The organism is Krasilnikovia sp. M28-CT-15 (assembly GCF_047159595.1).
Lineage (GTDB): Bacteria > Actinomycetota > Actinomycetes > Mycobacteriales > Micromonosporaceae > Actinoplanes.
This window is the reverse complement of record NZ_BAAGAK010000001.1, coordinates 640,362-664,650: the sequence shown is the minus strand read 5'-3', so window position 1 is coordinate 664,650 and position 24,289 is coordinate 640,362. Positions and strand designations below refer to the sequence as shown.

Genomic DNA, 24,289 nt, shown 5'->3' with positions numbered 1-24,289 from the left:
GTGCCGGTCGATCCGCAGGGCCGGTATTACGAGGCCGCCAGACCCATCGAGGTCGACGGCGGCATCGCCGTACGCGCCAAGCGCGGCGCGATCGGCGAGCGGTGGTGGTCGCGGCGCTTCGTCGCGATCCTGGAGGAGATCTGCCAGCCGGGCCGGCTGGCCCGCGGCCGCTCGTACGCGCGCAAGGGTCAGGTCATGGACTTCACCCTCGCCGCCGGGCAGGTGACCGCCCGGGTGCAGGGTTCCCGCCCGAAGCCGTACGAGGTGACGATCACGATCGGAGCGTACGACGACGCCGGGTGGGCCCGCGTCGAGGACGAGCTGGCGTCCCGGGCGTTGTACCGGGCGGCGTTGCTGGCGGGCGAGATGCCGCACGAGATCATCGACGTCTTCGCCGACCTGGACCTGCCGTTGTTCCCGACGACGCTGGACCTGCGCTGCTCGTGCCCCGACTGGGCGGTCCCCTGCAAGCACGCCTCCGCGGTGCTGTACGTGCTGGCCGAGGCGTTCGACGACGACCCGTTTCTGGTGCTGGCCTGGCGGGGCCGCGGCCGGGACGCCCTGCTCGACGCGCTGCGCGGGATGCCCGAGCCGCCCGCACCGCCCGACCCGCTGGCGGTCCCGGAGGAGCCGCTGGCGGACCGGCTCACGGACTTCTACTCCCCGGGCATCTCCCTGAGCCGCCTGCGGGAACGCCCCGCCCGGGTGGCCGCACCCCCGGAACTGCTGCTGCGGGCGTTGGATCCGCCGCCGATCCGGGTGCGGCACATCCCGCTGCTCGACCTGCTGCGCCCGGCGTACCGCGGGCTCGCGGGCACACCCGAGACCACGGAGCAGGAGGGGTCGACGCCAACGACCGGTGGCCGCGGGCGCCGCCCCTCGCCGAATCGGTAACGGTTCAGCCTTGATGCCACCGCTGGTTGGCGGAGCCGGCGCAATCCCAGATCTGCACCTTGGCCCCGTCGTTGCCGTTCCAGTCCTTGATGTCGAGACACCGGTTGGACTGCGGGTTGACCAGGTCACCGGCGGCCGTGAGCGTGAACTGCTGTGCCGGGTTGGTACTGCAGTTCGCGATCTGGATCAGGGTGCCGTTCGCCGTACCGCCGCCCGAGACGTCCATGCACTTGCCGTTCTGCCCCTCCAGGCGACCGGCGTTGAAGGCCCACTTCTGGGCGTTGGTGTTGTTGCACGTGTACATCTGCAGCTGCACACCGTCGGAGAAGTTGGATCCGGGCACGTCGACGCACTTGCCGTTCCAGTTGCTGACCACGCTGACGCCGGTCGGCGCCGGGGTGCTGCCCCCGCCCGCGCCGAACGGCGTGAGGGTGATCGACGCCGAGCGCGGGTCGCCGTCGTTCACCAGGGATTCGAAGTTGCCGACGTCGTCGAACGGGAACGCGTACGCCTTACCGTCGGCCATGCTGGCGTGGATGATCTTCGCGTACTGGTTGGTGGGATTGCTCTTGTAGAAGTCGGCCGCGTTGAGGCTGGGCTGGGTGTCGATGGTGCCGAGCGTGCCGCGGTTCAGCGCCGCGCAGAGGGTCCGCGAGATCGGCCCGACCACCAGGTCGTTGGGGGCGGGCAGGTCACCGGCGCAGCCCCATACGCTCGCGCTGCTCGGCCGGTTGAACGACGCCACCTGCTGGCCCGCCGAGTTGGTGAAGTTCATGACGTTGCCGGAGGTACGGCCGTAGTACTTCGTGTTCGGCTGGTCCGCGAACGGCACCACGGTCAGCGTCTTGCCGGTGTACGCGTTCCACGCCGAGGCGATGTAGGAGTCCAGGTAGGTCGCGCTGAGCAGCCCGGCGCCCGCGGCCTTGCCGGGAGCCAGGACCCGCAGCACGGTGCCGTCGGAGCGGGTGTACACCGAGCCGGACCAGCCGGACTGCGCCTTGATCGAGTTGATCACGGTGTTGCGCCCGTTGTCGACCAGGGCCCCGGTGCGCCGGGTGACGCTGGTGGCACCGGTCACCGAGACCGCGTGCGGCACCGCGAACATGTCGACCTGCGAGCTGTTGAGCCACAGCCCGGCGTCGTTGTAGGTGAACTCGCTCCAGTCGAACAGGATGTTCTGGTTCGGGTCGCCGGCCGCCCACGGCGCGGGCTGCACGAGGCCGTCCGGGGTGAGGAAGAACTTCAGCTTCTCGCCGAGCGAGAAGTAGACGCGGCCGGAGAAGCCACGGGGGAACTGGACCGTGGTGCTGCCCCCGTTGCCGGGGCCGCCGATCGCGACGTCCGGGGCCGGTGACGGTGGGATCTGCCCGGCGGGCCACGGGGTGAACGCGCCGCTGCGGTTGACGTACCCGAGCTTGTTGGTGCTCAGGTTGATGCCGAGGACGTACAGGTAGACCGCGTCGCCGCGGCCGGTGTTGTTGGTGACCGTGACCGGCAGCAGCGCCGGGCCGACGGCCTCGGCCGGTGCCGGGGTGATCGCAGCGGTGACCGGGACGGTCACCGCGACGGCGGCAAGCGCGTGCAGGAGCCTTCTTCGGGTGTGCACGGGGGACTCCTCGGGGGATGGGGATGAGGGGAACGCGCGCTGGGGGAGAGCGCTCTCATAGCATCCGAACTGTTAACATCATGTGTCAATAGAGAACGGCAGATGTCTTGTCGAGGTGTATCCCGGGGAGGCGGGCCCGCCCGACGGCATAGGCTCACGGCATGAGCGACGCGATCGACATGACCTACCGCCGGCTCGGCGACTCCGGGCTCGTGGTGTCCGCTGTGGGCATCGGCTGCAACAACTTCGGCCGCAAGCTGGACTCCGACGGCACCCGCGCGGTGGTCGACGCGGCGATCGACGCCGGGATCACGCTGTTCGACACGGCCGACATCTACGGCACCCCGCACGGCAGCTCCGAGGAATGCCTCGGCGCCGCGCTCAAGGGCCGCCGCGACGAGGTGGTGGTCGCCACCAAGTTCGGGATGGACATGGAGGGCCTGAACGGCGCGGACCGGGGGGTGCGCGGGTCGCGCGCGTACATCGTCCGGGCGGTGGAGTCGTCCCTGCGGCGGCTCGACACGGACTACATCGACCTCTACCAGTTCCACACGCCGGACGAAGGCACCCCGATCGACGAGACACTGTCCGCTCTAGACGATCTGGTCAAGTCGGGCAAAGTACGCTACATCGGCAATTCGAACTTCCACGGCTGGCAGATCGCGGACGCGGACTGGACCGCCCGCACCGGCGGCCTGAGCCGCTTCATCAGCGCCCAGAACCAGTACAGCCTGCTGCACCGGGACGTGGAGGTCGAGGTCGTCGCCGCCTGCGAGCAGTTCGGGCTCGGCCTGCTGCCGTTCTTCCCCCTCGACAGCGGCCTGCTCAGCGGCAAGTACCGGCGCGGCGAAGCGCCCGCCCCGGGCACCCGCCTCGCCCAGGACCGGTACCGGACCTGGCTCGACGGCGCGCCGTGGGACCTCATCGAGACCCTCGAAGCGTTCGCACACGTACGCGGGCACAGCCTGCTCGACGTCGCCATCGCGGGGCTGGCCGCCCGCCCGGCGGTGGCCAGCGTGATCGCCGGAGCGACGACACCGGAACAGGTACGCGCCAACGCGGCCGCCGGATCCTGGCAGCTCAGCGTCGAGGACGTCGCGGCGCTCGACGACATCCTGTCCTGACCGATCCGGCCCTGACCTGCATCGGGGGCGGGTGCACCGGTGGCGTCCGCCCATCACGGACCGTCATGGCCGTCCGGACGACGATCCGGCCGAGGTGGACGAGTCCCGGAGGATGAACAGGGGGCATACAGGACGACGGCGAGCTGGCAGACTGGCGGGTAATCGTCACGCCATGATCCATTTGGATGCCCTTTGTCTGCCGTCGCCGCCGCCCCCCGAGCCGAGGGCGGTTCGCCACAAGGGACGGTCACTTCGCCAGCAATTGCCCGAATTGCGAGATCCGGACGATTCCTCTGGCGACACCTCGGGCTGTGGCTCGTCCTCGGCGGCGCACTCACGCTGCGTGCCATGTTCCTGGTCGCGTACCCGCACCCGTTCTTCTTCCCGGACAGCCGGCCGTACGTGGCCGCGGCGGCCGACGGCACCCCCTACACCGTGCGCCCGTACGGATACTCCCTGCTGCTGAAGCCGTTCACACACCCCTTCGCCGAGCTGGCACCGGTGGCGCTCACGCAGCACCTGGCCGGGGTCGCCCTGATCGTCGCGGGATACGCCTTCCTCGTGCGCCGGGGCACCTGGCCGTGGCTGGCCGCTCTCGCGGTCGTCCCGCTCGCCCTCGACGCCCGCCAGCTGACGCTGGAGCACTACATCCTCGCGGAGACCACGTTCGTGGTGCTCACGGTCGCCGGGCTGATGGCGCTCGCCTGGCGTGAACGGATCGGCGCGGTCGGTGCCGCACTCGGCGGCGTGCTGCTGGCCCTGGCCGCAGTCACCCGGACCATCGGCCTGCCCGTGCTCGCGCTCGCGATGCTGTATCTGCTCGTGCGCCGGTGCGGGTGGGCACGCCTGGGCGCCTTCCTGCTGCCGGCCGGGCTGATCCTCGGCGGCTACCTGGTCTGGTATCACCAGACCTGGCAGGTCTACGCGTTCGGCCAGTATCAGGGTCGGTTCCTCTATGCCCGGGTCATGCCCATCGCCGACTGCGACCGGCTCCAGCTCACCCCGCAGCAGCGCACCCTGTGCATGCCCGACCCACCGGCGTTCTGGACACACCGGCCGGACATGTACATCTGGGGTTCCATCAGTCCAGCGCGCAGCCGCTATCCCCTCGAGGCGGACGATCCGTTCCTGGGTGAGTTCGCGAAAGCCGTGATCACCCAGGAACCGGGCGCCTACCTGCGGATGGTCGCCACCGAGGTGGGATGGCACCTGGCGCCCCGGGCACCACTCGACGGGTCCGCCCGATGCCTCGCCGACCTGTGGCTGCCACCCGGCAAGCCGGGGGTCTCCTGCAGTGCCGGGTACTACCTCCCGGCCGGGCCGCCACTGTGGATTCCGCCGACGACGATCCCCGCGCCCAACCCCCTCGGCGAGAAGCTGCAGCGATACGGCGACGTCGCCACCACACCCGGCCCGCTCTACGCCGCCGGGGTGGTACTCGCGCTGATCGCCGCGCTGTGGCGCCCGCGCCGCCCGGGCTGGCGTACCACCGCCGACGCCCTGCTGCTGGTCGGCGCGGGCTTCGGCACCATGGTCCTCTCCGTCGCCACCAGCATGTTCGACTACCGGTACGCCGTACCGGCGGTCACCCTGATCCCGCTCGGCACGGCGCTCGCGATCACCCGGATCGTGGCCGTCGCCCGCTCCCGCCGACCGGAGACGACGGCCTCCCCGGCAAGCCCCGCGTCAGCCCTCGCCCTGCCGTCGGCCCCGCTCCCGCCGCCGGACCCCGCCTCATCGCCGGACCCCGCTGCATCGCCGGACCCCGCCGCATCGCCTGCCCCCGACTCAGCGCCGCGTCAGCCCACCGCCGCGTCGAAGATCACCATCCCTGAAAGCAGTCACTGACGTGCAATCCGATCTTGAAGTCACCGTGCTGTTGCCGTGCCTGAACGAGGCCGAGACCCTGGAGGTCTGCGTCCGCAAGGCCCTGACCTCACTCGCCGACCTGGGGGTCAGCGGCGAGGTGCTGGTCAGCGACAACGGCTCCACCGACGGTTCGCAGGACATCGCCCGCGCGGCGGGCGCCCGGGTCGTGCACGCGCCCCGGCGCGGCTACGGCGCCGCCCTGATCAACGGAATCGCCGAGGCCCGCGGCCGGTACGTGATCATGGCCGACGCGGACGACTCGTACGACCTGTCGAATCTCGGCCCGTTCATCGAGCAGCTGCGCGCGGGCCACGACGTCGTCATGGGCAACCGGTTCCGCGGTGGCATCGCGCCCGGCGCCATGCCGCCGCTGCACCGCTACCTGGGCAACCCGGTGCTGTCCTGGCTCGGCCGGGCGCTGTTCGGGTTGAGGACCGTCGGCGACTTCCACTGCGGCATCCGCGGCTTCCAGCGCGACCGCATCCGCGCCCTGGACCTGCGCATGCCGGGCATGGAGTTCGCCTCCGAGCTCGTCGTCCGCGCCCAGCTCAGCGGATACGACCTGGTGGAGGTGCCGACCACGCTGCGGCCCGACGGCCGCAGCCGCCCGCCGCACCTGCGTACCTGGCGCGACGGCTGGCGGCACCTGCGGTTCCTGCTGGTGTTCGCGCCGCGCCGCACGCTGGTCTGGCCCGGCTTCGCGCTGGCGCTGCTCGGCCTGCTCGGCACGGGCGCGCTGGCCGCGGCCCCCCGCCACCTCGCGGGGGTCGAGTTCGACATCAACGCCCTGGTGTACGCCTGCGTTGCCGTACTCGTCGGCGCCCAGCTGCTGCTCTTCGGCGGCTTCGCCGAGCTGTACGGCCACTTCGAAGGCATCGTGCCTCAGCGGCCCCACCGGTGGGTGCGCTGGCTCAGCTTCGAACGCTGCATCCTGATCGGGCTGTCCCTGGTGTTCCTCGGCGTGCTCGGCACGAGCGTCGCCCTGACCAGCTGGGGCCAGACCGGCTTCGGCCACCTCGACCCGCGCGGAACGATCCGGCTGGTCCTGCCGTCCGCCACCGCGATCGCCGTCGGCGTGACCGTCGTGTTCTCAGGCCTGTTCGCCAGCCTGCTCACGCTGCGCGGCGTGTCCCCGGCGGCGGGTCAGGCGATCCCGGTCATCCCCCGCCAGACGCGCACCGAATCCGACGCACCCACCCGCACGGTCGCGCGGCCCTGACGGGCGGCGGCTGACCGGCTCAGAGCTCCACGAACTCCGGCCCGCCCGCCGGCAGCGGCGGGGTCTGCCCCCGCGCGGCCGCCCGCCGGGCGAACTCCCGCACCCCCGCGATCTGGCGTTCACCGAGGGAGAAGTCCAGGGCCCGGAAGTACGTGGCCAGCGTCGCCACGTCGAACGGCTCCCACCGGGCGGCCGCACGCGCGACCTCGTCCAGCTCGCCGAGGCACAGGTCACGGGAGCGCTGGAACGCCTCGTGCACGTCCTTCACCACGCCCGGGTAGGCGGCCGCGAAATCCCGGCGGACCGCCCAGACCGCGAACACCATCGGCAGACCGGTCCACTCGTGCCACGCCTGGCCCAGGTCGACGACCTGCAGGCCGCGTTGCGGCGCCTCGTACATCGCGCGCAGCGCCGGGTCGCCGATCAGCACCCCGGCGTCGGCCTCCAGCAGCATCTGCGGCAGGTCCGGTGGGCACCGGAAGTAGTCCGGTTCGGCACCGTACCGCTCCGCCAGCAGCATCTGGGCCAGCAGCACCCCGGTACGCGAGGTGGAGCCGAGGGCGACCGGCCGGGCGTCCAGCTCGGCCAGCGGCCGGGTGGAGATGAGGTTGACCGACAGCACCGGCCCGTCGCTGCCCACGGCCAGGTTCGGCAGCAGAAGCAGATCGTCGGCGTGCCGCAGGTACTCGACCAGGGAGATCGGGCCGATGTCCAGGTCCCCGGCGACCAGGGCCGCGTTGAGCCGGTCCGGGTTGTCCTTGCGCAGGTCCACGTCCAGCAGCGCGCCGGAGCGCATCAGGCCCCAGTAGAGGGGGAGGCAGTTGAGGAACTGAATGTGCCCGACGCGCGGCCGCTGAACGTTCATGCGGGCGACGCTATCTCCGCCCCGCACCGCGCCGCCCGCGGGTGCGCCGATTCGGTCGAAGAACACGCCCGTGCACAGCTCACCGGATGTCCCGTGGCAGGTCACGGCTGCGCCCGGGGTCGAGGTCATCCCGGCCATGCCTGGTGACCACTTGCGGCTCACCGGACTCGGCGGCGCGCACGACTTCGCTGAATCGCTGCTTGGCGTCCTGCACCCGCCAGTGCATGACCTCACCGCCGCTCCCGACCCCGAGGAATCCGCTGCACAACCTCGCCATTAGCCATGGCGCACCCATGCTGGAAGCTAGGCGACCTTGAGCTGTTCATCACCGAAGTCGGCGATGATCTTGAGCGTTCCCCCGAGCGCCGAAATGTACCGGCCGAGGACCTCCTGGGTGGAGACGTCACCGGCCTCAATCTGAGAAACCCGCGCTACAGACACCCCCATCCTCGAGGCCACCTGTTCCTGGGTCATGTCGCGCCGCTTGCGAAGCTCTGCCAGCCGCCATCCGCGAGCCTCATCGAGCATCTGCCCGACTACGGTGTCGAACGCCTCCGGACCACCAGCGGTCGCCACCGCCCGGGACAGATGATCGGTATCTCGCCAGCGCTTGACCTCACTCATGGCCCGTCTCCCCTTCCCGCTCCTTTAGATAGGTGGCGTAGAGCTGCTCGGCCTCGGGTATCGCCTCGCGATACCAACGATTCCACTGACCTGACTTGTCGCCCGCCACGAGTAGGACCGCGGACCGCCAAGGATCAAAGACGAAAAGAATCCGGATCTCGGTGCGGCCCACGGAGGGCGGCCGCAGCTCCTTCATGTTGCTGATCTGCGAGGCGGTAATGCTGTCCACGAGGGGCCGACCCTCTGCTGGTCCGTTGCGCTCGAGGACAAGAATCGCCTGATTGACCAGCCGATGCGATTCGCGATCGGACTGATAGAGGGTGTCAAGGAAGCTTTCGACCTGACTGGTCATCAAAATCTCCCACTCCACCAGTCCACCTCCGGGTTAAGGATATTCTTAACCTTTGAGGCTGGCAAGGTGGTGGCCTGCCGACCATCTGCATCTAGGCGATATTCGGTGGAGGTACGGGGCGGGCGCGCGTACCCTGGTGGGCCGCTTGACGGCCGTGGTGAGCATGCACCGCAGCGGACGTCCCCCCGCGCCGAGGCCGGCGATCCGGCCCTTCGGACACGCGAGCGATCCGGACCCGCCCGGAGGACGACCTGTGACGACACCTGACCTCGACACCGAACTCGCCGCCGAACGCCACCATCTCACCGAGTCCCGCGCGGCCCTGGGCCGCATGCGCGAGCGCGCCCAGGCCCTGTTCGCCACCGGCGAGAACGTGGCCGGGGACGCCTACACCGCCGAGCAGCTCGGCCGGCACCTGTCCAGACGGGTGGCCGAGCTGGCCGACAATCCCGACACCCCGCTGTTCTTCGGCCGCCTGGACCTGGACGCGGGCGCGCACCACGTCGGGCGGCGGCACGTCACCGACGACGCCGGTGAGCCGATGGTGCTGGACTGGCGCGCACCCCTGTCGCGCGCGTTCTACCGGGCCAGCGTGCGCGACCCGCAGGGCGTCGCCACCCGGCGCCGGTTCGGCTTCGTCAAGGGCGAGTTGACCAGCTTCGAGGACGAGCACCTCGACCGCGGCGAGGAACTCGGCACCAGGAGCCGGATCCTGACCGCGGAGATCGAACGCCCGCGCGTCGGCCCGATGCGCGACATCGTCGCCACCATCCAGCCCGAGCAGGACGAACTGGTCCGGGCGGAGCTGACGGACTCCATCTGCGTGCAGGGCGCGCCCGGCACCGGGAAGACCGCGGTGGGCCTGCACCGCGCCGCGTACCTGCTGTATCTGCACCGGGAGCGGCTGCGCCGGTCCGGCGTGCTGATCGTGGGACCGAACTCGGCGTTCCTGTCGTACATCTCCGCGGTGTTGCCCGCCCTCGGTGAGGTCGAGGTGGCCCAGGCGACGGTGGACGACCTGATCGCCCGGGTGCCGGTGCGGGGCACCGACACTCCCGCGGCGGCCCTGCTCAAGCACGACCCGCGGATGGCCGAGGTGCTGCGCCGGGCGCTGTGGGGGCGGATCGGCAAGCCCACCGAGGCGATCATGGTGTCGGACGGCTCGTACCGCTGGCGCATCGATCCGGAGCCGCTGCGCCGGATCGTCGACGAGGCCCGGCGCGAAGGGCTGCCCTACCTGGTGGGCCGGGAACGCGTGTCGGCGCGGGTGGTGGGCCTGCTGCAACGGCAGTCCGAGTACCGCACCGGGAATTCACCCGGCGAGGGATGGCTGCGCAAGATGGCCAAGGTCGCGCCGGTCCGGGAGTTCCTGGACGCCGCGTGGCCCGCGGTCACCCCGGAGGGGCTGGTGGTCGCGTTGTGCACGGACGCCGAGCTGCTGGCGCGCAGCGCCGAGGGCATCCTCACCGCCGAGGAACAGCAGGAACTGCTCTGGACCAAGCCGCCGCGTACGGTCAAGACCGCCCGGTTCAGCGCCGCCGACGCCGTCCTGGTCGACGAGGCCGCGGGGCTGCTCGAACGCCGGCAGAGCTTCGGCCACGTGGTCGTCGACGAGGCACAGGACCTCTCCCCGATGCAGGCCCGGGCGATCGCGCGACGCAGCGAGCACGGCTCGATCACCCTGCTCGGCGACCTGGCCCAGGGCACCGCGCCCTGGGCCGCCACGGACTGGCGCGACACCCTCGCCCACCTGGGCAAGCCGGACGCCGCCGTGGTGCCACTGACGACCGGTTTCCGCGTACCCGCGGTCGTGGTCGCCCTGGCCAACCGCCTGTTGCCGGCGCTCGGCGTGGACGTGCCCGAGGCGGTGTCGCTGCGCCGCGACGGCGACCTCGCCGTCGTCGACGTCGCCGAGCCCGCCGACCTGGACGCCGCGGTCCTGGTCGAGGTCACCGCCGCGCTGGATCACGAGGGTTCGGTCGCGGTCATCGCGGCCGACGCCGCGGTCGACCGGCTGCGCGCCCACCTCGCGGCGGCCGGGATCCCGGCCGCGACGCCCGACGACGTGGAGACCGCGGCGCGGGTCACGGTCGTGCCCGCCACGGTCGTCAAGGGCCTCGAGTACGACCATGTCATCGTCGCCGAACCCGCCGACATCGTCGCCGCCGAGCCGCGCGGCCTGCACCGCCTGTACGTGGTGCTCACCCGCGCGGTGTCCCGGCTGTCCGTGGTGCACGCTCAGCCGCTGCCCGAGCCACTCACCGGCGCCGGTAGCTAAGATCATCCACCCGGGTCGAGTGCATGCGGCGGGGTGGGTGCGGCAATCCGGATCCGTCATGGACCTATCGACGCCGACGGATCACCGATTCAGCCAGAACTTCGACACTTAACCCCAACGAAAGGCAGCCGGTGCGACGATTCACCGGATGAGCGAGTGCACCGAGCGCAGCGAGGGCCGCGGGCGCATGCGTGAGGAGGGCACAGCCACATGACCGCACCGACCCTGGGCGTACCGACCTGGGTGGACCTGGGGACCGCCGATCTGGACGACGCCGTCCGTTTCTACACGTCGCTGTTCGGATGGAGCGCGCACGTGTCACCCGACCCGGAGGCCGGCGGCTACACCGTCTTCAATCTGGACGGGCTGCCCGCGGCGGGCGCCGGGCCGCTGTTCGGCGAAGGGCAGCCGACCGCCTGGAGCACCTACATCGGTACGGAGGACTCCGACGCGGTGGCCGCCCGGGTCCAGGCGGCCGGCGGGCAGGTCCTGGTGCCTCCGTTCGACGTGCTCGACCAGGGCCGGATGGCCGCGTTCCTCGACCAGGCCGGGGCGCCGTTCAGCGTGTGGGAGCCCGCGATGATGCGCGGTGCCGAGGTGTTCGACCGGCCCGGTGCACTGACCTGGAACGAGCTGACCACCCGGGATGTGGAGGGATCGGCGCGGTTCTACGGGGAGGTGTTCGGCTGGACGGCGCGTGACAGCTCGGCGGGCGGCCCGCCGTACGTGGTGTGGGAGCGCGAGGGCCGCACGATCGCCGGCCTGCAGCCGATGCTGGGCCCCCAATGGCCGGCCGACCTGCCACCACACTGGATGGTGTACTTCGCCGTCGCCGACTGCGACGAGTCGGCCGCCCGGGCGTTCGCCCTGGGCGGCCGGGTGATGCACCCGCCGACGAGCTTCCCGAGGGGCCGGTACGCCGTACTCGAGGACCCGCAGGGCGGCACGTTCGCGATCCTGGCCGGAATCTCCTGATCCCGGCCAGGATCGCCGGTCGCTCAGCAGTACTGGCGTCGGTCGCTCAGCAGTACTGGGACTGCTTGCCGATCACCTGGTACGGGCAGTCCGCCACCTCGGCCAGCTGTAGCGCCGCCTCGCGGTTGCGCGTGGTCTCCCGGGTGATGACGCTGCCGGGCGGGTAGAAGCCGCCCTGCGCCGAACTGGTCGGATACATCTCGAACGTGTACGCGAAGATCTTGTGCACGCCCCACAGCCAGTCCAGCGAGTCGCCGTCGGTGATGTACAGGTCGCTCGCCTGCTCCGGGGTGTAGTTGTTCGTGGCGGCCATCCGCCGCCCCAGGGTGGCGAACGTGTTGTTGTCGTCCGCGGTCATTCCCGGCCCGGTGTCGGCGTTCGTGTAGCCCAACGGCCACAGCACCAGCTCGGAGTAGGTGTGGAAGTCCAGCGCGGCCTTGATCTGCTGCTTGCCGCCGACGACCCGGCTGTTGACGAAGTCGCGGATCACCCGCGTCTCCGGCGCCGAGAACGCGGAGGGCCCCCGGTACGTCTCCGAGGACGGGTTGCCCGAGGAACCGCCGCAGCAGCCCCAGTGGTCGCCGTAGTTGCGGTTCAGGTCGGTGCCGACGTACCGGGAGCCGCTGTTGGGTTGCCGGTTCTTGCGCCATGACTTGTACGAGCCGGTGGCGATGTCGTACTCGGCGCCGTCCGGGTTGACCGACGGGACGATCCACAGCTCCCGGGTGTCCACGATGCCCTTGATCCGGGTGTCCGTGGCGTAGTTGTCCGCGAACAGGTGCAGCAGGTAGACGGCCATCTCCACGGTGAGGTGCTCGCGCGCGTGGTGGTTGGCGTCGTACAGCACCTCGGGCTCGTTCTCGTCGGTGGCGACGTTGTCGGAGATCTTCACGGCGACGATCTGCCGGCCCTCGTAGGACGTGCCGAGCACGTATTTCTTCGCGATCGACGGGTAGCGGGAGACGATCGCGTCCACCTCGGCGACCATCTCGCCGTAGTTGTGGTACGCCGCGTCGCGGGACGGGAAGTCGAGCGCGTTCGGCCCGGCGTCCGGGCGGCTGTCGGCGACGGGCTTGACCGTGTACCCGAGCTTGCGCAGAGCCTGCACCTCGCTGCGCGTGGCGGTCACGGTCACGACGGCGTGCTCGACGTCGTCGACGGCGGCGCCCGTGCGGGCGATCGCGTTGCGCTGGGCGGGCGTACGGGCGTCGTACACCTCGTACTGGGCTGAGGAGTCGACGGATGGGCCGGCGCCCGGCTCCGCGGTGACGGGGCGGGCGGCGGCGGACTGGGCCGGAGCGGCGGACGCGGTAAGGGCGAGCCCGATCGCGGCGGCGGCGAGGGTGGCGACACGTCGTCTCATGAACGACCTCCGGAGATAGGGATGGGGGTCCCGTCTCGTCACTGCATCACCGGGGATCGACCATTGGCAATGAATCTGCCGTGCTGCCTGTCATGCCAAACTGCCCCCTACCCCGGCGTGATGGATACCCGGAGCGCTGGTCGGGGACAGCGTTCGTCCAGGGTCAGTGTGCCTTGCCGTCGGACGCGGCGGTGTCGGCACCGTCGTCCTCCGCGGCCGGCGCCGCGGCCCGGTCGCCCGCGGCCCGGTCGCCCGCGGCCGGCTCGGCGGCCCGGTCGCCCGCGGCGGCTGCGGACTCGTCGCCCGCCAGCGCGGCCCGCAGCCGGTTCTTCTCCGCCCGGCGCCGGTTCGCGGCCCCGGCCAGCTGTTCGGCCATCTCGTTGCGCCAGCGCGCCAGCAGGAAGTACGCGAAACCGGCCGATGCGACCAGCGCGATCATCGCCTTGACGAGCAGGTTCAGCGGCACCGGCAGGAGCAGCGCGAAGACCACCACGAACAGGCCGAGGCGACCCAGCGTGTATTTGACGGACGGACTCATGACGCTTCCCTCTCAGCCCGCCCGGTGGCGCAGCCACCGGAGGCCGTAGAACCAGACCAGGCAGTACACGACCGTACCGGCCGCGGCGCCGACCGCCCCGCTGACCAGCGCCGGGAACGTGGCGGCGGCGAGACCGGCCAGGGTCATCCCGGTCGCCAGGCCGAAGCCCGCGCCGAGCCCGGCGACGATGACCCGGTTGGCTCCGTATCCGGCGGCGCGGAACTCCTCGACGAACAACCAGCCGGGCAGCACCAGGGCCAGCCAGCCGCTGGCGTCGCCGAACGCCGACAGCCGCAGCAACGCCACGATCCCCTCGAAAACGAGGAGGATCACCACACCGCAGAGCAGACCGGCCAGCGCGACCCCGAGCAGATCTCCCGCGGTCGCCAGGCGCCCGTCGGGGGTGCGGCGGGGGCGGCGCTCGCTTGCGGTCTCGGTCATGACATGCCGAGGGTACGCCGGGTGCTACGCCCAGACCTGCTGGGGTTCGCTGCGTCGCTCGGCCAGCGACACCGGCTTCGGGTACTCGCGGACCACCTCGTAGCGGGTGTTGCGCTCGACCGGCTGGAAGCCCGCGTCCCAGATGAGGTTGAGCAGGTCCTCCCGGTGCATCGTGTTCGGCGTGCCGTACGAGTCGGCGTCATGCGTGATCTTGTATTCGACGACCGAACCGTCCAGGTCGTCGACGCCGAAGTTCAGCGAGAGCTGGGCCACGGACAGCCCGTGCATGACCCAGAAGCACTTCACGTGCGGCACGTTGTCCAGCATCAGCCGGGACACCGCGAACGTCTTCAGCGACTCGGCGGGCGCGGCCATGGTCGTGCGCGCCTGCAGCTTGTTACGGATCTTGCCGTCCGCGGAGTCGACGAAGTCGTGCTGGTAGCGCAGCGGGATGAAGACCGCGAAGCCGCCCGTCTCGTCCTGGAGTTCGCGCAGGCGCAGCACGTGGTCGACCCGGTGCCGGGGCTCCTCGATGTGGCCGTACAGCATGGTGGCCGGGGTCTTCATGCCCTTCTGGTGTGCCAGCCGGTGGATGCGCGACCAGTCCTCCCAGTGGCAGTTGTGGTCGACGATGTGCTGGCGGATCTCCCAGTCGAAGATCTCGGCGCCGCCGCCGGTGAGCGACTCCAGGCCCGCATCCATCAGCTCGTCGAGGATCTCCGTGGCGGGCAGGCCGCTGATCTTCTCGAACCACTGCACCTCGGTGGCCGTGAAGCACTTGAGGTTGACCTTGGGCAGCGCCGCCTTCAGCTCGCGCAGCACCTTGGGGTAATACCGCCAGGGCAGCGTCGGGTGCAGGCCGTTGACGATGTGCAGCTCGGTGAGCTGCTCGTCCTCCATCTCCTTGGCCTTGCGGACGGCCTCGTCGATGCGCATCGTGTACGCGTCCTTCTCGCCCGGTTTGCGCTGGAACGAGCAGTAGGCGCAGCTGGCGGAGCAGACGTTGGTCAGGTTGAGATGCCGGTTGACGTTGAACATCACCCGGTCGCCGTTGAGTTCCGTACGCCGGTGGTGCGCCAGCCCGCCGAGCCAGGCGAGATCGTCGCTGGCGTACAGCGCCTCGCCGTCCTCGCGCGTCAGCCGCTCGCCCGCGTAGACCTTGGCCTCCAGCTCCCGCTTCAGTCCGGCATCCATGTGGGCCCCTCTCCCGATTCGCTCGCCGTCGAGCCTACGTCCACCCCCCGACACCCGGTGCGCGGAGATCAGCCAGGCCGCCTGGGTTCACCGTCCGTCCTGTGACAAATCAGCAGCCATTAGGCCCAGAGCAATCGACAGGGATGCGCGGCGCGGTGTATGAACCTTGGGGGGGACGGTAGCGGCGGACTGGCGACCGACGCGGACGGGGAGCAGATGGCAACGGACACGCGAAACGCTTCGGGCATCCCGCGGCGTGGGCGTCACCGTTTGCGCATGGTTGCGTACTCTGCGGTGGCGACCGCGGCGATCGCCGCCCTGTTCCAGCCGCTGCCCGCCTTCGCGGCTCCCGGCGCCCCGGCCCCCGGCGCCCCGGCCCCCGGCGCCCAGACGCCCGGCATTCCCGCCGTGCCCGGCTTCCCGGGCGGACCCGCCGCCCCCGGATCCGCCGCCGTGCCGGACGCCGGATCCCGCCCGATCCCGCTCGGCACCCTCTCTCTTCCGGGCCAGGTCACGCCCACGACCGCCACCACCTCGCCGACCCCCGGCGTGCCCGTCAACCCGCTGCTGGCAAAGATCGAGAAGCGTCGCGCCGACATCGCCGCCCTCGGCGACCAGCTGATCAAGCTGGGCGAGGACCGCGACATCGCGCGCCAGCAGGCCGCGGCCGCCGATCAGAAGGTCACCCGGACCCAGGCCGCCCTGGTCCTGGCCCAGCAGGACGCCACCACAGCCGCCGAGAACGCCATGCGCGATGCCGCCGCCGTGCCCCCCGGCGCGAGCGGCTCCGGCCTACAGGACCTGGACTCCCTCGCCCAGATCGCGCGCGGGGACTCCCCCGGCGAGCAGGTGGCGGCCCGGCAGCTCGTCATCGCGCAGGAGGCGCAGCAGATCGCCCTCGACGAGCAGCAGGTCACCACGGCCCACGCGACCGAGGTCACCGGCCGCTACGACAAGCTCAACGCCGACATCGCGAAGAAGCAGTCCGCGCTGCAGAAGATGGAGCAGCAGAACGCCGACGCGCTCAACCAGGCCGAGGCCCTCGAAAACGCCGAGGACGCCCGGCTCGGCGCCGGCTACCTGTCCGGCGCCGATCAGGGCCACGGCGCCGACCCGCGGGCGATCGCCGCGGTCAACTTCGCCCTGGCCCAGCGCGGCGACCCGTACGTGTGGTCCGAGGAGGGCCCGGACGAGTACGACTGCTCCGGCCTGACGTACGCCGCCTACCGCAGCGAGGCCGCCGGGCAGTTCCCGCTGGCCCGGGTGTCGCGCGACCAGTACTGGCAGACCCGCAACAAGGTCGTCGACCGGTATTCGCTGCTCCCCGGCGACCTGCTGTTCTTCAGCTACACGTCGAGCTGGACAGGCATCCACCACGTCGCCATGTACGCCGGGGACGGCATGATGGTGGAGGCCCCCCGCACCGGCCTGACGGTGCGCCTCGTGCCGGTGCGCTGGACGCGACTGTTCCAGGCCACCCGGGTGTACGGCTCGGTCGACGGCCCCACCGAGGGCCCCGACCTCTCCTCGCCCGCCCCCAAGCCGAAGCCGAAGCCGGTCAAGACCACCCCGCCGCCGCGGCCCAGCACGACGAAGCCCGCGACGACCAAGCCACCCACGAAGCCCACCACGACCAAGCCCACCACGACGAAGCCGGACACCCCCACCACGACCACTCCGGCGCCATCGACCAGCACGCCCTCCACCGATCCGACCACCCCGACCGACCCCACGTCGTCCACCTCGGCACCGGCGGGCGGAACACCGCCCAACGGCTCCACGGGTACGGCCAACTCGGCCGGTGGCACGGCCTCGTCCGCGGGCGGTACCGCCCCGTCGGCTGAGACCGCCTCCGGCTCCCGGAGCGGGGCCGCGTCCAGCTCGGCCACCGGCGACGCAGGCGGCGGCAAGTAGCGGGTGCGCGCTTTCACCTGGCCGGGTCGACGCCGGGTGTGCTGACGGGCGCGGATGTGGCACGGTAAGGGTCAACGCCCGGGGCAGCGATCAGCGTCGGCGCGGGACGGCGGCGGGTCGGGAGGGCACATGGACGAGCAACACGCGGCACCGGACAGCCCCGGCGACAAGCCGGGCGCTGCGCGGGCGCCCGCGGCCCGGCCCGTGTCCGCGCTGCCCGGCGCCACCGCCGCACGGGCGGCCGTGCCCGGCGCGCTGCGCCTCGGCCCCGGCGATGTGGGGCTCAGCACCCGCCGGACGGCGCAGGCCACGGTCTATGGGACCCGGGCGGCCGAGCCCGGATCGGGTGCCCCGGAGCCGAAGTCCCCGAAACCGAACTCCCCGGAGCCGAAGTCCCCGGAACCGGAGCAGCCCGACATCGAACCGCCCGGCCCCGCCGAGCCGGAGCAGCCCGGGCTGCCCGAGCCCTCGACACCCGACACCCCGTCCCCGGCCGAGCCGGGCAGACCCGGCGGTCCGATCGAGCCCGCGAAGCCCGGCGATCCCGCCAAGCCGATGGAGCCACCGGCGCCGATCGAGCCGCCGCCGAGCCCGTTCCCGGCTCCGAGGCCACCACAGCCGGTCCCGGCTCCGGTGCCCCGGCCGGGTCCCGCCCCGGTACCGCCGGGACCGCCGCCCACCCCGGATCCGACCCCGCCTGCCCCCGTGCCGCCCGGCCCCGGCCCGGCGCCGGTTCCACCCGGGCCCGGCCCGTCACCCGTGCCGCCCGGCCCGGATCCCGTGCCCGGCCCGGTTCCACCCGGCCCTGGGCCGAGCCCCATACCGGGCCCGCCGCCGTCACCGTTCCCGGCGCCGCCGACCATCCCGGCCGCCGCCGCGCGGCCCGCATACCCGGCGTCGCCCATGAGCGGCGGCCCGGTCTACGGCACGCCCGTGGCCACCACGTTCGGGGTAGCCGGTACGGGCACGACCCCGGCGCCGTTCAGCGCCACCGCGGCGCCCGCCGGTGCGCCACCGGCCCCGGCGATCGGTCGTCCCGCCCAGCATCCGGAGCCCGCCGCCGTGCCCCAGCAGCGCGTCCAGGGCACGGTCTACGGCGGTCTGGGTACGAATGCGCCAGTCGAGATGACCATGCCGGTCTCGATGAACGCCGTGGACAACTCCGGCTCGCTGACCGGTCACATCCTGGCCCAGGGCTGGGAGGAGTCACCGGACAGCGGCCGCAGCAGCAACTTCAAGGTCGTCGTCTCGATGCTCGTGGTGCTCGGCCTGCTGGTCGGGACGAGCCTGCTGTTCCTCTTCACCGTGGGCAGTGACCTCGTCGACACGATCCACGGGGTCTTCGCCGAATAACCGCGGTGTGGTTGCCATGAGTCGGCTCGCCGCCTAGGCTGGCGCGGTTGGGCCGGGGTGAGTCTGCCCACTCCCGGAGCGGAATCCGCGCGGCGTCACACGCGTTGACCCGTACACTGATGGCAGTAATTGACCTGGCGCGCCCTAGGCGCGCCTCGGGCGTTCTTGCGGGCATTTCAGCGGCCGGGGATCCGGACGCGGCGGGCCAGTCGCGAGCGTGCGCCCCCGTAGAGAGGTTCTCTTGACCACTTTCGCTGATCCCAGCACGTTCCCGTCCGTCCTCGAAACCCCCCCGGACATCGAAACCCCCACGGAATCCTCCGACGAGACCCCCGTGGCCCCGGTGGCCGCCACCTTCGCCGAGCTCGGCCTCCCCGCCGAGATCGTCCGCGTGCTGACCCGCGAGGGCATCACCGCGCCGTTCGAGATCCAGGCCGCGACCATTCCGGACGCGCTCGCGGGCCGGGACGTGCTCGGCCGCGGCCAGACCGGCTCCGGCAAGACCCTGGCGTTCGGCCTGCCCGTGCTGGCCCGCGTCGCGGCGGGCGGACGGGCCAAGCCGCACCGCCCCAAGGCCCTGATCCTGGTGCCGACCCGCGAGCTGGCCATGCAGGTGGCCGACTCGCTGCTGCCGGTCGGCCGGTCCGTCGGCGTCTTCCTCAAGACCGCGGTCGGCGGCGTGCCGTACGACCGGCAGATGGACTCGCTGCGCCGCGGCGTCGAGGTGATCGTGGCCACTCCCGGCCGCCTCGCGGACCTGATCGAGCGCGGCGCCTGCCAGCTCGACGACATCGAGATCACCGTGCTGGACGAGGCCGACCAGATGGCTGACATGGGCTTCCTGCCTGACGTCACCGAGCTGCTGGCCAAGACCCCCGCCGACGCGCAGCGGCTGCTGTTCTCCGCCACTCTGGACGGTGACGTGGACACGCTGGTGCAGCGGTTCATGACGGACCCGGTCACCCACTCGACCGCCCCGGCCGAGGCCAGCGTCTCCACGATGGATCACCACCTGCTGTTGATCCCGCCGCGCGACAAGTTCCCGATCACGGCCTCGATCGCCAACCGGGCGGGCAAGACGATCGTCTTCGCGCGTACCCAGATGGGGGTGGACCGGCTGGTCGAGCAGCTCGCGGCGGTCGGCGTGCGCGCGGGCGCGCTGCACGGCGGCAAGACCCAGCGGGTACGCACCCGGACGCTGGCCGAGTTCAAGGAAGGCCGCACGAACGTCCTGGTCGCCACGGACGTGGCCGCCCGCGGCATCCACGTGGACGGCATCTCGCTCGTGGTGCACGTGGACCCGCCGAAGGACCCGAAGGACTACCTGCACCGTGCCGGGCGTACGGCCCGCGCGGGTGAGTCCGGCGCGGTCGTGACGCTGGTGCTGCCGAAGCAGCGCCGCACCACCCAGGCGATGATGTCCAAGGCCGGGGTGGACCCGGCCGAGGTCCGGGTGCGCCCGGGCGACGAGAAGCTGTCCGAGATCACCGGTGCCCGCGAGCCCAGCGGCGTCCCGGTGGTGGACGAGCCGGAGCCCCGCCGCGAGCGCGGCGACCGGCCCCGTCGTTTCGGCGACCGCGGCGACCGGCCTCGTGGCTTCGGCAACCGGGACCGGGACCGGGGCGACCGGCCGCGCAGCTTCGGCGAACGCGACCGCAGCCACGGCGATCGCCCCCGCAGCTTCGGGGACCGCGACCGCAGCCAGGGTGAGCGCAGCTTCGGCGACCGCGACCGCGGCCAGGGTGACCGGGCTCGCGGCGAGCACACCGGCGATCGCGGCTACGGCGACCGGGCGCGGTTCGGCGAGCGCCCGCGCGGCGACCGGCCGTCGGGTGACCGCGACCGTTCCTACTCCGACCGTCCCCGGGCGGAGCGGGGGCACAGCGCCGGGCGTAACGGCGAGCGCACCGGCGGGTTCCGTCGCGAAGCTCCGCGCAACGACCGGCGCGAGGGCGGGTCGGGCGGCGAGCGCCGCTTCGGGCCGACCCGCACCGCCCGTCACTGACACCGATTGACCAGACAACGCCGGCCCGGGCAGATGCGCCCGGGCCGGCGTTGTCGTTTCCGCGCAGCCGCGGCGGTCGAGCTCGGTGCGGGCCTTGCCGCGGGGCGACCTCGTGCGCTGGAACTGCGGGTTGATCGTCGGGCGCGCGGACGGGTGGGCGGCTAACGTCCACTCATGCCGCCTCTTGCCGGGTCCCTGTTCTGGGAGCGCCGCGACACCCCCGGCGCCGAGCACGCGCTCGTGGACACCCAAGCCGGCCTGTACGCCCGCGGCACCGCCACCGCGGTCGACCCGGTCGCGTACACCTGCCGGTATGAGCTGCAGACCGATCCGGGAGGGGTCAGCGCCTGGATCGACGTGAGCACCGAGGGCGCCGGGTGGGCCCGTACCCTCAAGCTCGAACTGGCCGCGGGGCGCTGGCGGGTGACCACGGCCGAACAGGGTGACCTCGACGGTGCCCTGACCGCCGCCGGTCACGCCGGGGCCGGTCAGCCCGGCACCGAGGAGCCCGACCTGCTGTACGGCGCGTTCGACGTCGATCTGGCGGGCTCGCCGCTGACCAACACCCTGCCGATCCGGCGCCTGGGCCTGCTGAAGGCCGAGCCGGGGGTGGCGCACCGGCTGAGCGTCGCCTGGGTGCTGGTGCCCAGCCTGGAGGTGGTGCAGGCGGATCAGATCTACACGCCGGTGGGCGGCGGCATGGTCCGGTTCGCCACGGAGACCTTCAGCGCGGATCTGAGCGTGGACGACGACGGCTTCGTGACGGAGTTCCCCGGCCTGGCCCGGCTGGTCCGTTGACGGCCCGGCCTGGCCCGGCTGGTCCGTTGACGGCCCGGTCCGGCCCGCGGCGGCCGAGGCGGCCCGCCGACGGCTCAGGCTGGCCAGGTGCCGTCGCGCAGGAACCGGTCGATGACCGCGCGAGGCTCGGCCAGGTCGAGGTGCTGGGCCCCGACCCAGGCGTCGGAGTAGTACGTGTCGGCGTACCGCTCGCCGCCGTCGCAGATGAGGGTGACCACGGAGCCGGTGCACCCGGCCGCCCGCATCTCCGCGATCAGCGCGAAGGCACCCCACAGGTTGGTGCCGGTGGATCCGCCGACCCGGCGGCCCAGCACCTCCGAGCCCGCGCGCATGGCGGCCAGCGACGCGGCGTCCGGTACGGGCACCATCCGGTCGACGACGGCGGGCTGGAACGACGGCTCGACCCGTGGGCGGCCGATGCCCTCGATGCGCGAGCCGCGGCCGGTGGCGACGCTCCAGTCGCCGGACAGGTACGCGGGCCAGAACGCGGAGCCCTCCGGGTCCACCACGCACAGCTTGGTGGGATACCGGCGGTACCGGGCGTACCGGCCGATGGTGGCGCTGGTGCCGCCGGTGCCCGCCCCCACCACGATCCAGGTCGGTACGGGGTGCCGTTCGAGCTCCAGCTGGGCGTAGATCGACTCGGCGATGTTGTTGTTGCCGCGCCAGTCGGTCGCCCGCTCGGCGTGGGTGAACTGGTCCATGAAGTGGCCGCCGAGGTCCTCGGCGAGGCGGCGGGCCTCGGCGACGACCGCGGTCGGGTCGGTGACCAGGTGGCACTTGCCGCCCTGGAACTCGATCAGCGAGATCTTCTCGGGCGAGGTGGAGGCGGGCATCACCGCGATGAACGGCAGCCCGAGCATCCGGGCGAAGTACGCCTCGCTGACCGCGGTGGAGCCCGAGGACGCCTCGACGATCGTGGTGTGCGGGCCGATCCAGCCGTTGCACAGGGCGTACAGGAACAGGGAGCGGGCGAGGCGGTGCTTCAGCGAGCCGGTGGGGTGCGACGATTCGTCCTTGAGGTACAGGTCGATGCCCCACGCCGGGGGCAGCGGGAACGGCAGGAGGTGGGTGTCGGCCGAGCGGTTGGCGTCGGCCTCGACGAGCGCGATGGCGTCCCGGGCCCATTGGCGTGCGGCGTCGTCGCACCGATCCATCTGCATAACGCTGACGCTAGCCCAGGCTGGGCTGTGGGCGGTTCTCCCACTTGGTGGACAGGGCGATCGCCGTCCGGGTCGAGGCGACCCCGGGCGTCCGGTTGATGCGGACGATCAGCCGCTCCAGCTCGGCGATCGACGAGACCCGCACGATGAGCTGGTACGACTCCACGCCTGCCATGAAGTAGCAGGATTCGACCTCGGGCATTTCGCGGACCGCGTTGAGCACGTCGTCGGTGTCGGCGCCGGAGTCCTCGATGATGCCGATGAGCGCCGTGACCCCCAGCCCGAGCGCATCATTGTCCACTTCGGCCCGGTACGCACGGATCGTCCCGGCCGCCTCCAGCTTGCCGACCCGTTCGTGCACGGCCGGGGCGGAAAGGCCGACCTTGCGCGCCAGCTCCGCGTACGAGGAGCGGGCGTTGTCCCGCAGTAGGCCGATGAGGCGCAGGTCGATGGCGTCCATGGGGTCAGACCATAAACCGAGCGCCGCCCGAGTCGACGGCGGCACCACCGTACGGGGGGCTGCCGGGCCCGGCTCGCCCGGCTCCTCACCTCACGCCCGGTAGTTGCCCGGGACCGCGGAAGCGAACCAGGATAATGATCACTGTCGCAATCGGGGCTTTTTCCGCATTTCACGGACTTGCTGATGGGGCGATGCTCTAATGGCTGTACGTCCCGATCGAGCTCGCCGACACTCACCGTGACCAACCGGCCGCTCCAGACAACGACGCCGAGGAGGGGGTTGTGGACACTGGAGATCGTCTGCTGACACCGGGCGAGGTGGCCGCTCTGTTCCGCGTCGACCCCAAAACGGTCACGCGTTGGGCGGCGGCCGGACGTATCGGCAGCATCCGTACTCCTGGTGGACACCGCCGGTTCCGCGAGTCCGAGGTCCGGGCGCTGCTGGAGGGCGACGGTGTGATCGAGGAAATGCGCGAGGACGACGCCGCCAACAAGCCCCGCAACTCCGGACCCACCAACCCCGGCGGCGCGTACGGCCCACCCAACGGCCTGCGCTAGCGCCCTGCCGCTCGGTCCCTGGCCGCGTTCACCGCTTCCCGCTCAGCGCCTGCCCAGCTCGCCGCTCCAGCGCCGGAACAGCGTGTGCGGCACTCCAGCTGCGTCCAGCACCTTCCCGGCGACGAAGTCGATCAGCTGCTCGGCGCTCGCCCGCGCCCCGGCCCCGTAGAAGCCCGGGCTGGCCGGGAGTACCACCGCGCCCGCGTCGTGCAGGGCGATCAGGTGCTCCAGGTGGCTGCGGGTCACCGGGGTCTCCCGTGGCACCACCACGGTCGGGCGCCGCTCCTTGAGGCTCACCTCCGCCGCGCGCTGCAGCAGGTCCTTGGAGAGCCCGATCGCGATCCCCGCACATGCCGCCGTGCTGGCCGGGACGACGATCATCCCGCGGGCCGGGTACGAGCCGCTGCTCGGCCCGGCGGCCAGGTCGATCGCCGGCCAGTAGACCAGGTCCGCCCCCGCCAGGTCGCGGCCCAGCCAATGGGCGACGTCGTCCTTCCAGTGCGCGTCGCGGACCGTGGCATCGGTCTCGTCCAGCAGCGTGAGCCGTGCCGCCCGGGAGATCACCAGGTCGACCGGCTCCCCGGCGTCCAGCAGCCCACCGAGCACCGCCCGGGCATACGGGGTGCCCGAGGCTCCGGAGACGCCGACGATCCATGGAATCCGCACGCCCCAAGCATGCCCGCAGCCTGAACCGATC

22 protein-coding genes and 1 pseudogene are annotated in these 24,289 nt (G+C 71.8%); 11 read left to right on the top strand and 12 right to left on the bottom strand.

Features of this window, described 5'->3' with window-relative positions; all coding sequences use genetic code 11:
* Nucleotides 1-894, top strand: a complete 894-nt coding sequence (locus tag ACMCNO_RS03275; RefSeq protein ID WP_412747934.1) for an SWIM zinc finger family protein — start codon at nt 1-3, stop codon at nt 892-894.
* Between the two features lie 4 nt (nt 895-898).
* Here the strand turns inward: ACMCNO_RS03275 and ACMCNO_RS03270 are convergent, their stop codons facing one another.
* Nucleotides 899-2,500, bottom strand: a complete 1,602-nt coding sequence (locus tag ACMCNO_RS03270) for a beta-1,3-glucanase family protein (protein ID WP_412747933.1) — start codon at nt 2,498-2,500, stop codon at nt 899-901.
* A gap of 179 nt (nt 2,501-2,679) precedes the next feature.
* On the opposite strand from ACMCNO_RS03270, the gene ACMCNO_RS03265 reads away from it, so the two are divergent.
* The 3 genes from ACMCNO_RS03265 to ACMCNO_RS03255 all read left to right on the top strand — a co-directional run bounded on the left by ACMCNO_RS03265 (nt 2,680) and on the right by ACMCNO_RS03255 (nt 6,712).
* On the top strand, nt 2,680-3,624 hold the full coding sequence (locus ACMCNO_RS03265) for an aldo/keto reductase (RefSeq protein ID WP_412753594.1): 945 nt from the start codon (nt 2,680-2,682) through the stop codon (nt 3,622-3,624).
* Between the two features lie 348 nt (nt 3,625-3,972).
* Nucleotides 3,973-5,472, top strand: a complete 1,500-nt coding sequence (locus tag ACMCNO_RS03260; protein WP_412747932.1) for a hypothetical protein — start codon at nt 3,973-3,975, stop codon at nt 5,470-5,472.
* A 1-nt stretch (nt 5,473) separates the two neighbouring features.
* Entirely contained in the window at nt 5,474-6,712 is a 1,239-nt protein-coding gene (locus ACMCNO_RS03255) for a glycosyltransferase family 2 protein (protein WP_412747931.1), read from the top strand.
* 19 nt (nt 6,713-6,731) lie between these two features.
* On the opposite strand, the gene ACMCNO_RS03250 is transcribed toward ACMCNO_RS03255, so the two are convergent.
* The 4 genes from ACMCNO_RS03250 to ACMCNO_RS03235 form a co-directional block, all read right to left on the bottom strand.
* Complete coding sequence (locus ACMCNO_RS03250) at nt 6,732-7,577, bottom strand: menaquinone biosynthetic enzyme MqnA/MqnD family protein (protein ID WP_412747930.1); 846 nt, start codon at nt 7,575-7,577, stop codon at nt 6,732-6,734.
* Nucleotides 7,578-7,656: 79 nt separating this feature from the next.
* Entirely contained in the window at nt 7,657-7,803 is a 147-nt protein-coding gene (locus ACMCNO_RS03245) for a type II toxin-antitoxin system Phd/YefM family antitoxin (protein WP_412747929.1), read from the bottom strand.
* A gap of 77 nt (nt 7,804-7,880) precedes the next feature.
* Nucleotides 7,881-8,201: a helix-turn-helix domain-containing protein gene (locus ACMCNO_RS03240; RefSeq protein WP_412747928.1), complete on the bottom strand. Its 321-nt coding sequence runs from the start codon at nt 8,199-8,201 to the stop codon at nt 7,881-7,883.
* Nucleotides 8,194-8,553, bottom strand: coding sequence for a type II toxin-antitoxin system RelE/ParE family toxin (locus ACMCNO_RS03235; protein WP_412753593.1), 360 nt, complete (start codon nt 8,551-8,553; stop codon nt 8,194-8,196). Before ACMCNO_RS03235 ends, ACMCNO_RS03240 begins: the two co-directional genes overlap by 8 nt.
* 253 nt (nt 8,554-8,806) lie before the next feature.
* Between ACMCNO_RS03235 and ACMCNO_RS03230 the strand changes: the two genes are divergently transcribed.
* Entirely contained in the window at nt 8,807-10,831 is a 2,025-nt protein-coding gene (locus ACMCNO_RS03230; RefSeq protein ID WP_412747927.1) for a HelD family protein, read from the top strand.
* Nucleotides 10,832-11,041: 210 nt separating this feature from the next.
* Nucleotides 11,042-11,806 carry a VOC family protein gene (locus ACMCNO_RS03225; protein ID WP_412747926.1) on the top strand — a complete coding sequence of 255 codons (765 nt, stop codon included), beginning with the start codon at nt 11,042-11,044 and terminating at the stop codon, nt 11,804-11,806.
* 49 nt (nt 11,807-11,855) lie between these two features.
* Here the strand turns inward: ACMCNO_RS03225 and ACMCNO_RS03220 are convergent.
* The 4 genes and pseudogenes from ACMCNO_RS03220 to mqnE all read right to left on the bottom strand — a co-directional run.
* Nucleotides 11,856-13,169, bottom strand: a pseudogene (locus ACMCNO_RS03220) (M14 family metallopeptidase); the annotation flags it as partial.
* Between the two features lie 163 nt (nt 13,170-13,332).
* Nucleotides 13,333-13,707, bottom strand: a complete 375-nt coding sequence (locus ACMCNO_RS03215; RefSeq protein WP_412747925.1) for a DUF4229 domain-containing protein — start codon at nt 13,705-13,707, stop codon at nt 13,333-13,335.
* A 12-nt stretch (nt 13,708-13,719) separates the two neighbouring features.
* Nucleotides 13,720-14,148 carry a hypothetical protein gene (locus ACMCNO_RS03210; RefSeq protein WP_412747924.1) on the bottom strand — a complete coding sequence of 143 codons (429 nt, stop codon included), beginning with the start codon at nt 14,146-14,148 and terminating at the stop codon, nt 13,720-13,722.
* Between the two features lie 24 nt (nt 14,149-14,172).
* The gene (mqnE, locus tag ACMCNO_RS03205) at nt 14,173-15,342 is read right to left on the bottom strand and encodes an aminofutalosine synthase MqnE (protein ID WP_412747923.1); all 1,170 of its coding nucleotides are present in this window, start codon (nt 15,340-15,342) and stop codon (nt 14,173-14,175) included.
* 276 nt (nt 15,343-15,618) lie between these two features.
* On the opposite strand from mqnE, the gene ACMCNO_RS03200 reads away from it, so the two are divergent.
* The 4 genes from ACMCNO_RS03200 to ACMCNO_RS03185 all read left to right on the top strand — a co-directional run bounded on the left by ACMCNO_RS03200 (nt 15,619) and on the right by ACMCNO_RS03185 (nt 21,412).
* Nucleotides 15,619-17,256, top strand: coding sequence for a C40 family peptidase (locus tag ACMCNO_RS03200; protein ID WP_412747922.1), 1,638 nt, complete (start codon nt 15,619-15,621; stop codon nt 17,254-17,256).
* Between the two features lie 129 nt (nt 17,257-17,385).
* Nucleotides 17,386-18,609, top strand: a complete 1,224-nt coding sequence (locus ACMCNO_RS03195; protein ID WP_412747921.1) for a hypothetical protein — start codon at nt 17,386-17,388, stop codon at nt 18,607-18,609.
* Nucleotides 18,610-18,850: 241 nt separating this feature from the next.
* The gene (locus ACMCNO_RS03190) at nt 18,851-20,614 is read left to right on the top strand and encodes a DEAD/DEAH box helicase (protein ID WP_412747920.1); all 1,764 of its coding nucleotides are present in this window, start codon (nt 18,851-18,853) and stop codon (nt 20,612-20,614) included.
* A gap of 174 nt (nt 20,615-20,788) precedes the next feature.
* The gene (locus ACMCNO_RS03185) at nt 20,789-21,412 is read left to right on the top strand and encodes a putative glycolipid-binding domain-containing protein (protein WP_412747919.1); all 624 of its coding nucleotides are present in this window, start codon (nt 20,789-20,791) and stop codon (nt 21,410-21,412) included.
* Between the two features lie 74 nt (nt 21,413-21,486).
* On the opposite strand, the gene ACMCNO_RS03180 is transcribed toward ACMCNO_RS03185, so the two are convergent.
* Both ACMCNO_RS03180 and ACMCNO_RS03175 read right to left on the bottom strand, forming a co-directional pair.
* On the bottom strand, nt 21,487-22,575 hold the full coding sequence (locus tag ACMCNO_RS03180; RefSeq protein WP_412747918.1) for a PLP-dependent cysteine synthase family protein: 1,089 nt from the start codon (nt 22,573-22,575) through the stop codon (nt 21,487-21,489).
* A gap of 10 nt (nt 22,576-22,585) precedes the next feature.
* Entirely contained in the window at nt 22,586-23,035 is a 450-nt protein-coding gene (locus ACMCNO_RS03175) for an Lrp/AsnC family transcriptional regulator (RefSeq protein WP_130510234.1), read from the bottom strand.
* A 281-nt stretch (nt 23,036-23,316) separates the two neighbouring features.
* On the opposite strand from ACMCNO_RS03175, the gene ACMCNO_RS03170 reads away from it, so the two are divergent.
* Entirely contained in the window at nt 23,317-23,592 is a 276-nt protein-coding gene (locus ACMCNO_RS03170) for a BldC family transcriptional regulator (protein ID WP_412747917.1), read from the top strand.
* 42 nt (nt 23,593-23,634) lie between these two features.
* On the opposite strand, the gene ACMCNO_RS03165 is transcribed toward ACMCNO_RS03170, so the two are convergent.
* A complete protein-coding gene (locus ACMCNO_RS03165; RefSeq protein ID WP_412747916.1) occupies nt 23,635-24,258 on the bottom strand; it encodes a UbiX family flavin prenyltransferase in 624 nt (207 codons plus the stop codon).
* Between the last annotated feature and the right edge of the window lie 31 nt (nt 24,259-24,289).

What these genes read in the sequence shown, in the direction of transcription:
- ACMCNO_RS03265 (WP_412753594.1), top strand. Translation starts at nt 2,680, where the DNA reads ATGACCTACCGCCGGCTCGGCGACTCCGGGCTCGTGGTGTCCGCTGTG.
- ACMCNO_RS03260 (WP_412747932.1), top strand. Translation starts at nt 3,973, where the DNA reads ATGTTCCTGGTCGCGTACCCGCACCCGTTCTTCTTCCCGGACAGCCGG.
- ACMCNO_RS03250 (WP_412747930.1), bottom strand. Translation starts at nt 7,577, where the DNA reads ATGAACGTTCAGCGGCCGCGCGTCGGGCACATTCAGTTCCTCAACTGC.
- ACMCNO_RS03245 (WP_412747929.1), bottom strand. Translation starts at nt 7,803, where the DNA reads ATGCACTGGCGGGTGCAGGACGCCAAGCAGCGATTCAGCGAAGTCGTG.
- ACMCNO_RS03240 (WP_412747928.1), bottom strand. Translation starts at nt 8,201, where the DNA reads ATGAGTGAGGTCAAGCGCTGGCGAGATACCGATCATCTGTCCCGGGCG.
- ACMCNO_RS03235 (WP_412753593.1), bottom strand. Translation starts at nt 8,553, where the DNA reads ATGACCAGTCAGGTCGAAAGCTTCCTTGACACCCTCTATCAGTCCGAT.
- ACMCNO_RS03225 (WP_412747926.1), top strand. Translation starts at nt 11,042, where the DNA reads ATGACCGCACCGACCCTGGGCGTACCGACCTGGGTGGACCTGGGGACC.
- ACMCNO_RS03215 (WP_412747925.1), bottom strand. Translation starts at nt 13,707, where the DNA reads ATGAGTCCGTCCGTCAAATACACGCTGGGTCGCCTCGGCCTGTTCGTG.
- ACMCNO_RS03210 (WP_412747924.1), bottom strand. Translation starts at nt 14,148, where the DNA reads ATGACCGAGACCGCAAGCGAGCGCCGCCCCCGCCGCACCCCCGACGGG.
- mqnE (WP_412747923.1), bottom strand. Translation starts at nt 15,342, where the DNA reads ATGGATGCCGGACTGAAGCGGGAGCTGGAGGCCAAGGTCTACGCGGGC.
- ACMCNO_RS03200 (WP_412747922.1), top strand. Translation starts at nt 15,619, where the DNA reads ATGGTTGCGTACTCTGCGGTGGCGACCGCGGCGATCGCCGCCCTGTTC.
- ACMCNO_RS03195 (WP_412747921.1), top strand. Translation starts at nt 17,386, where the DNA reads ATGGACGAGCAACACGCGGCACCGGACAGCCCCGGCGACAAGCCGGGC.
- ACMCNO_RS03185 (WP_412747919.1), top strand. Translation starts at nt 20,789, where the DNA reads ATGCCGCCTCTTGCCGGGTCCCTGTTCTGGGAGCGCCGCGACACCCCC.
- ACMCNO_RS03180 (WP_412747918.1), bottom strand. Translation starts at nt 22,575, where the DNA reads ATGCAGATGGATCGGTGCGACGACGCCGCACGCCAATGGGCCCGGGAC.
- ACMCNO_RS03175 (WP_130510234.1), bottom strand. Translation starts at nt 23,035, where the DNA reads ATGGACGCCATCGACCTGCGCCTCATCGGCCTACTGCGGGACAACGCC.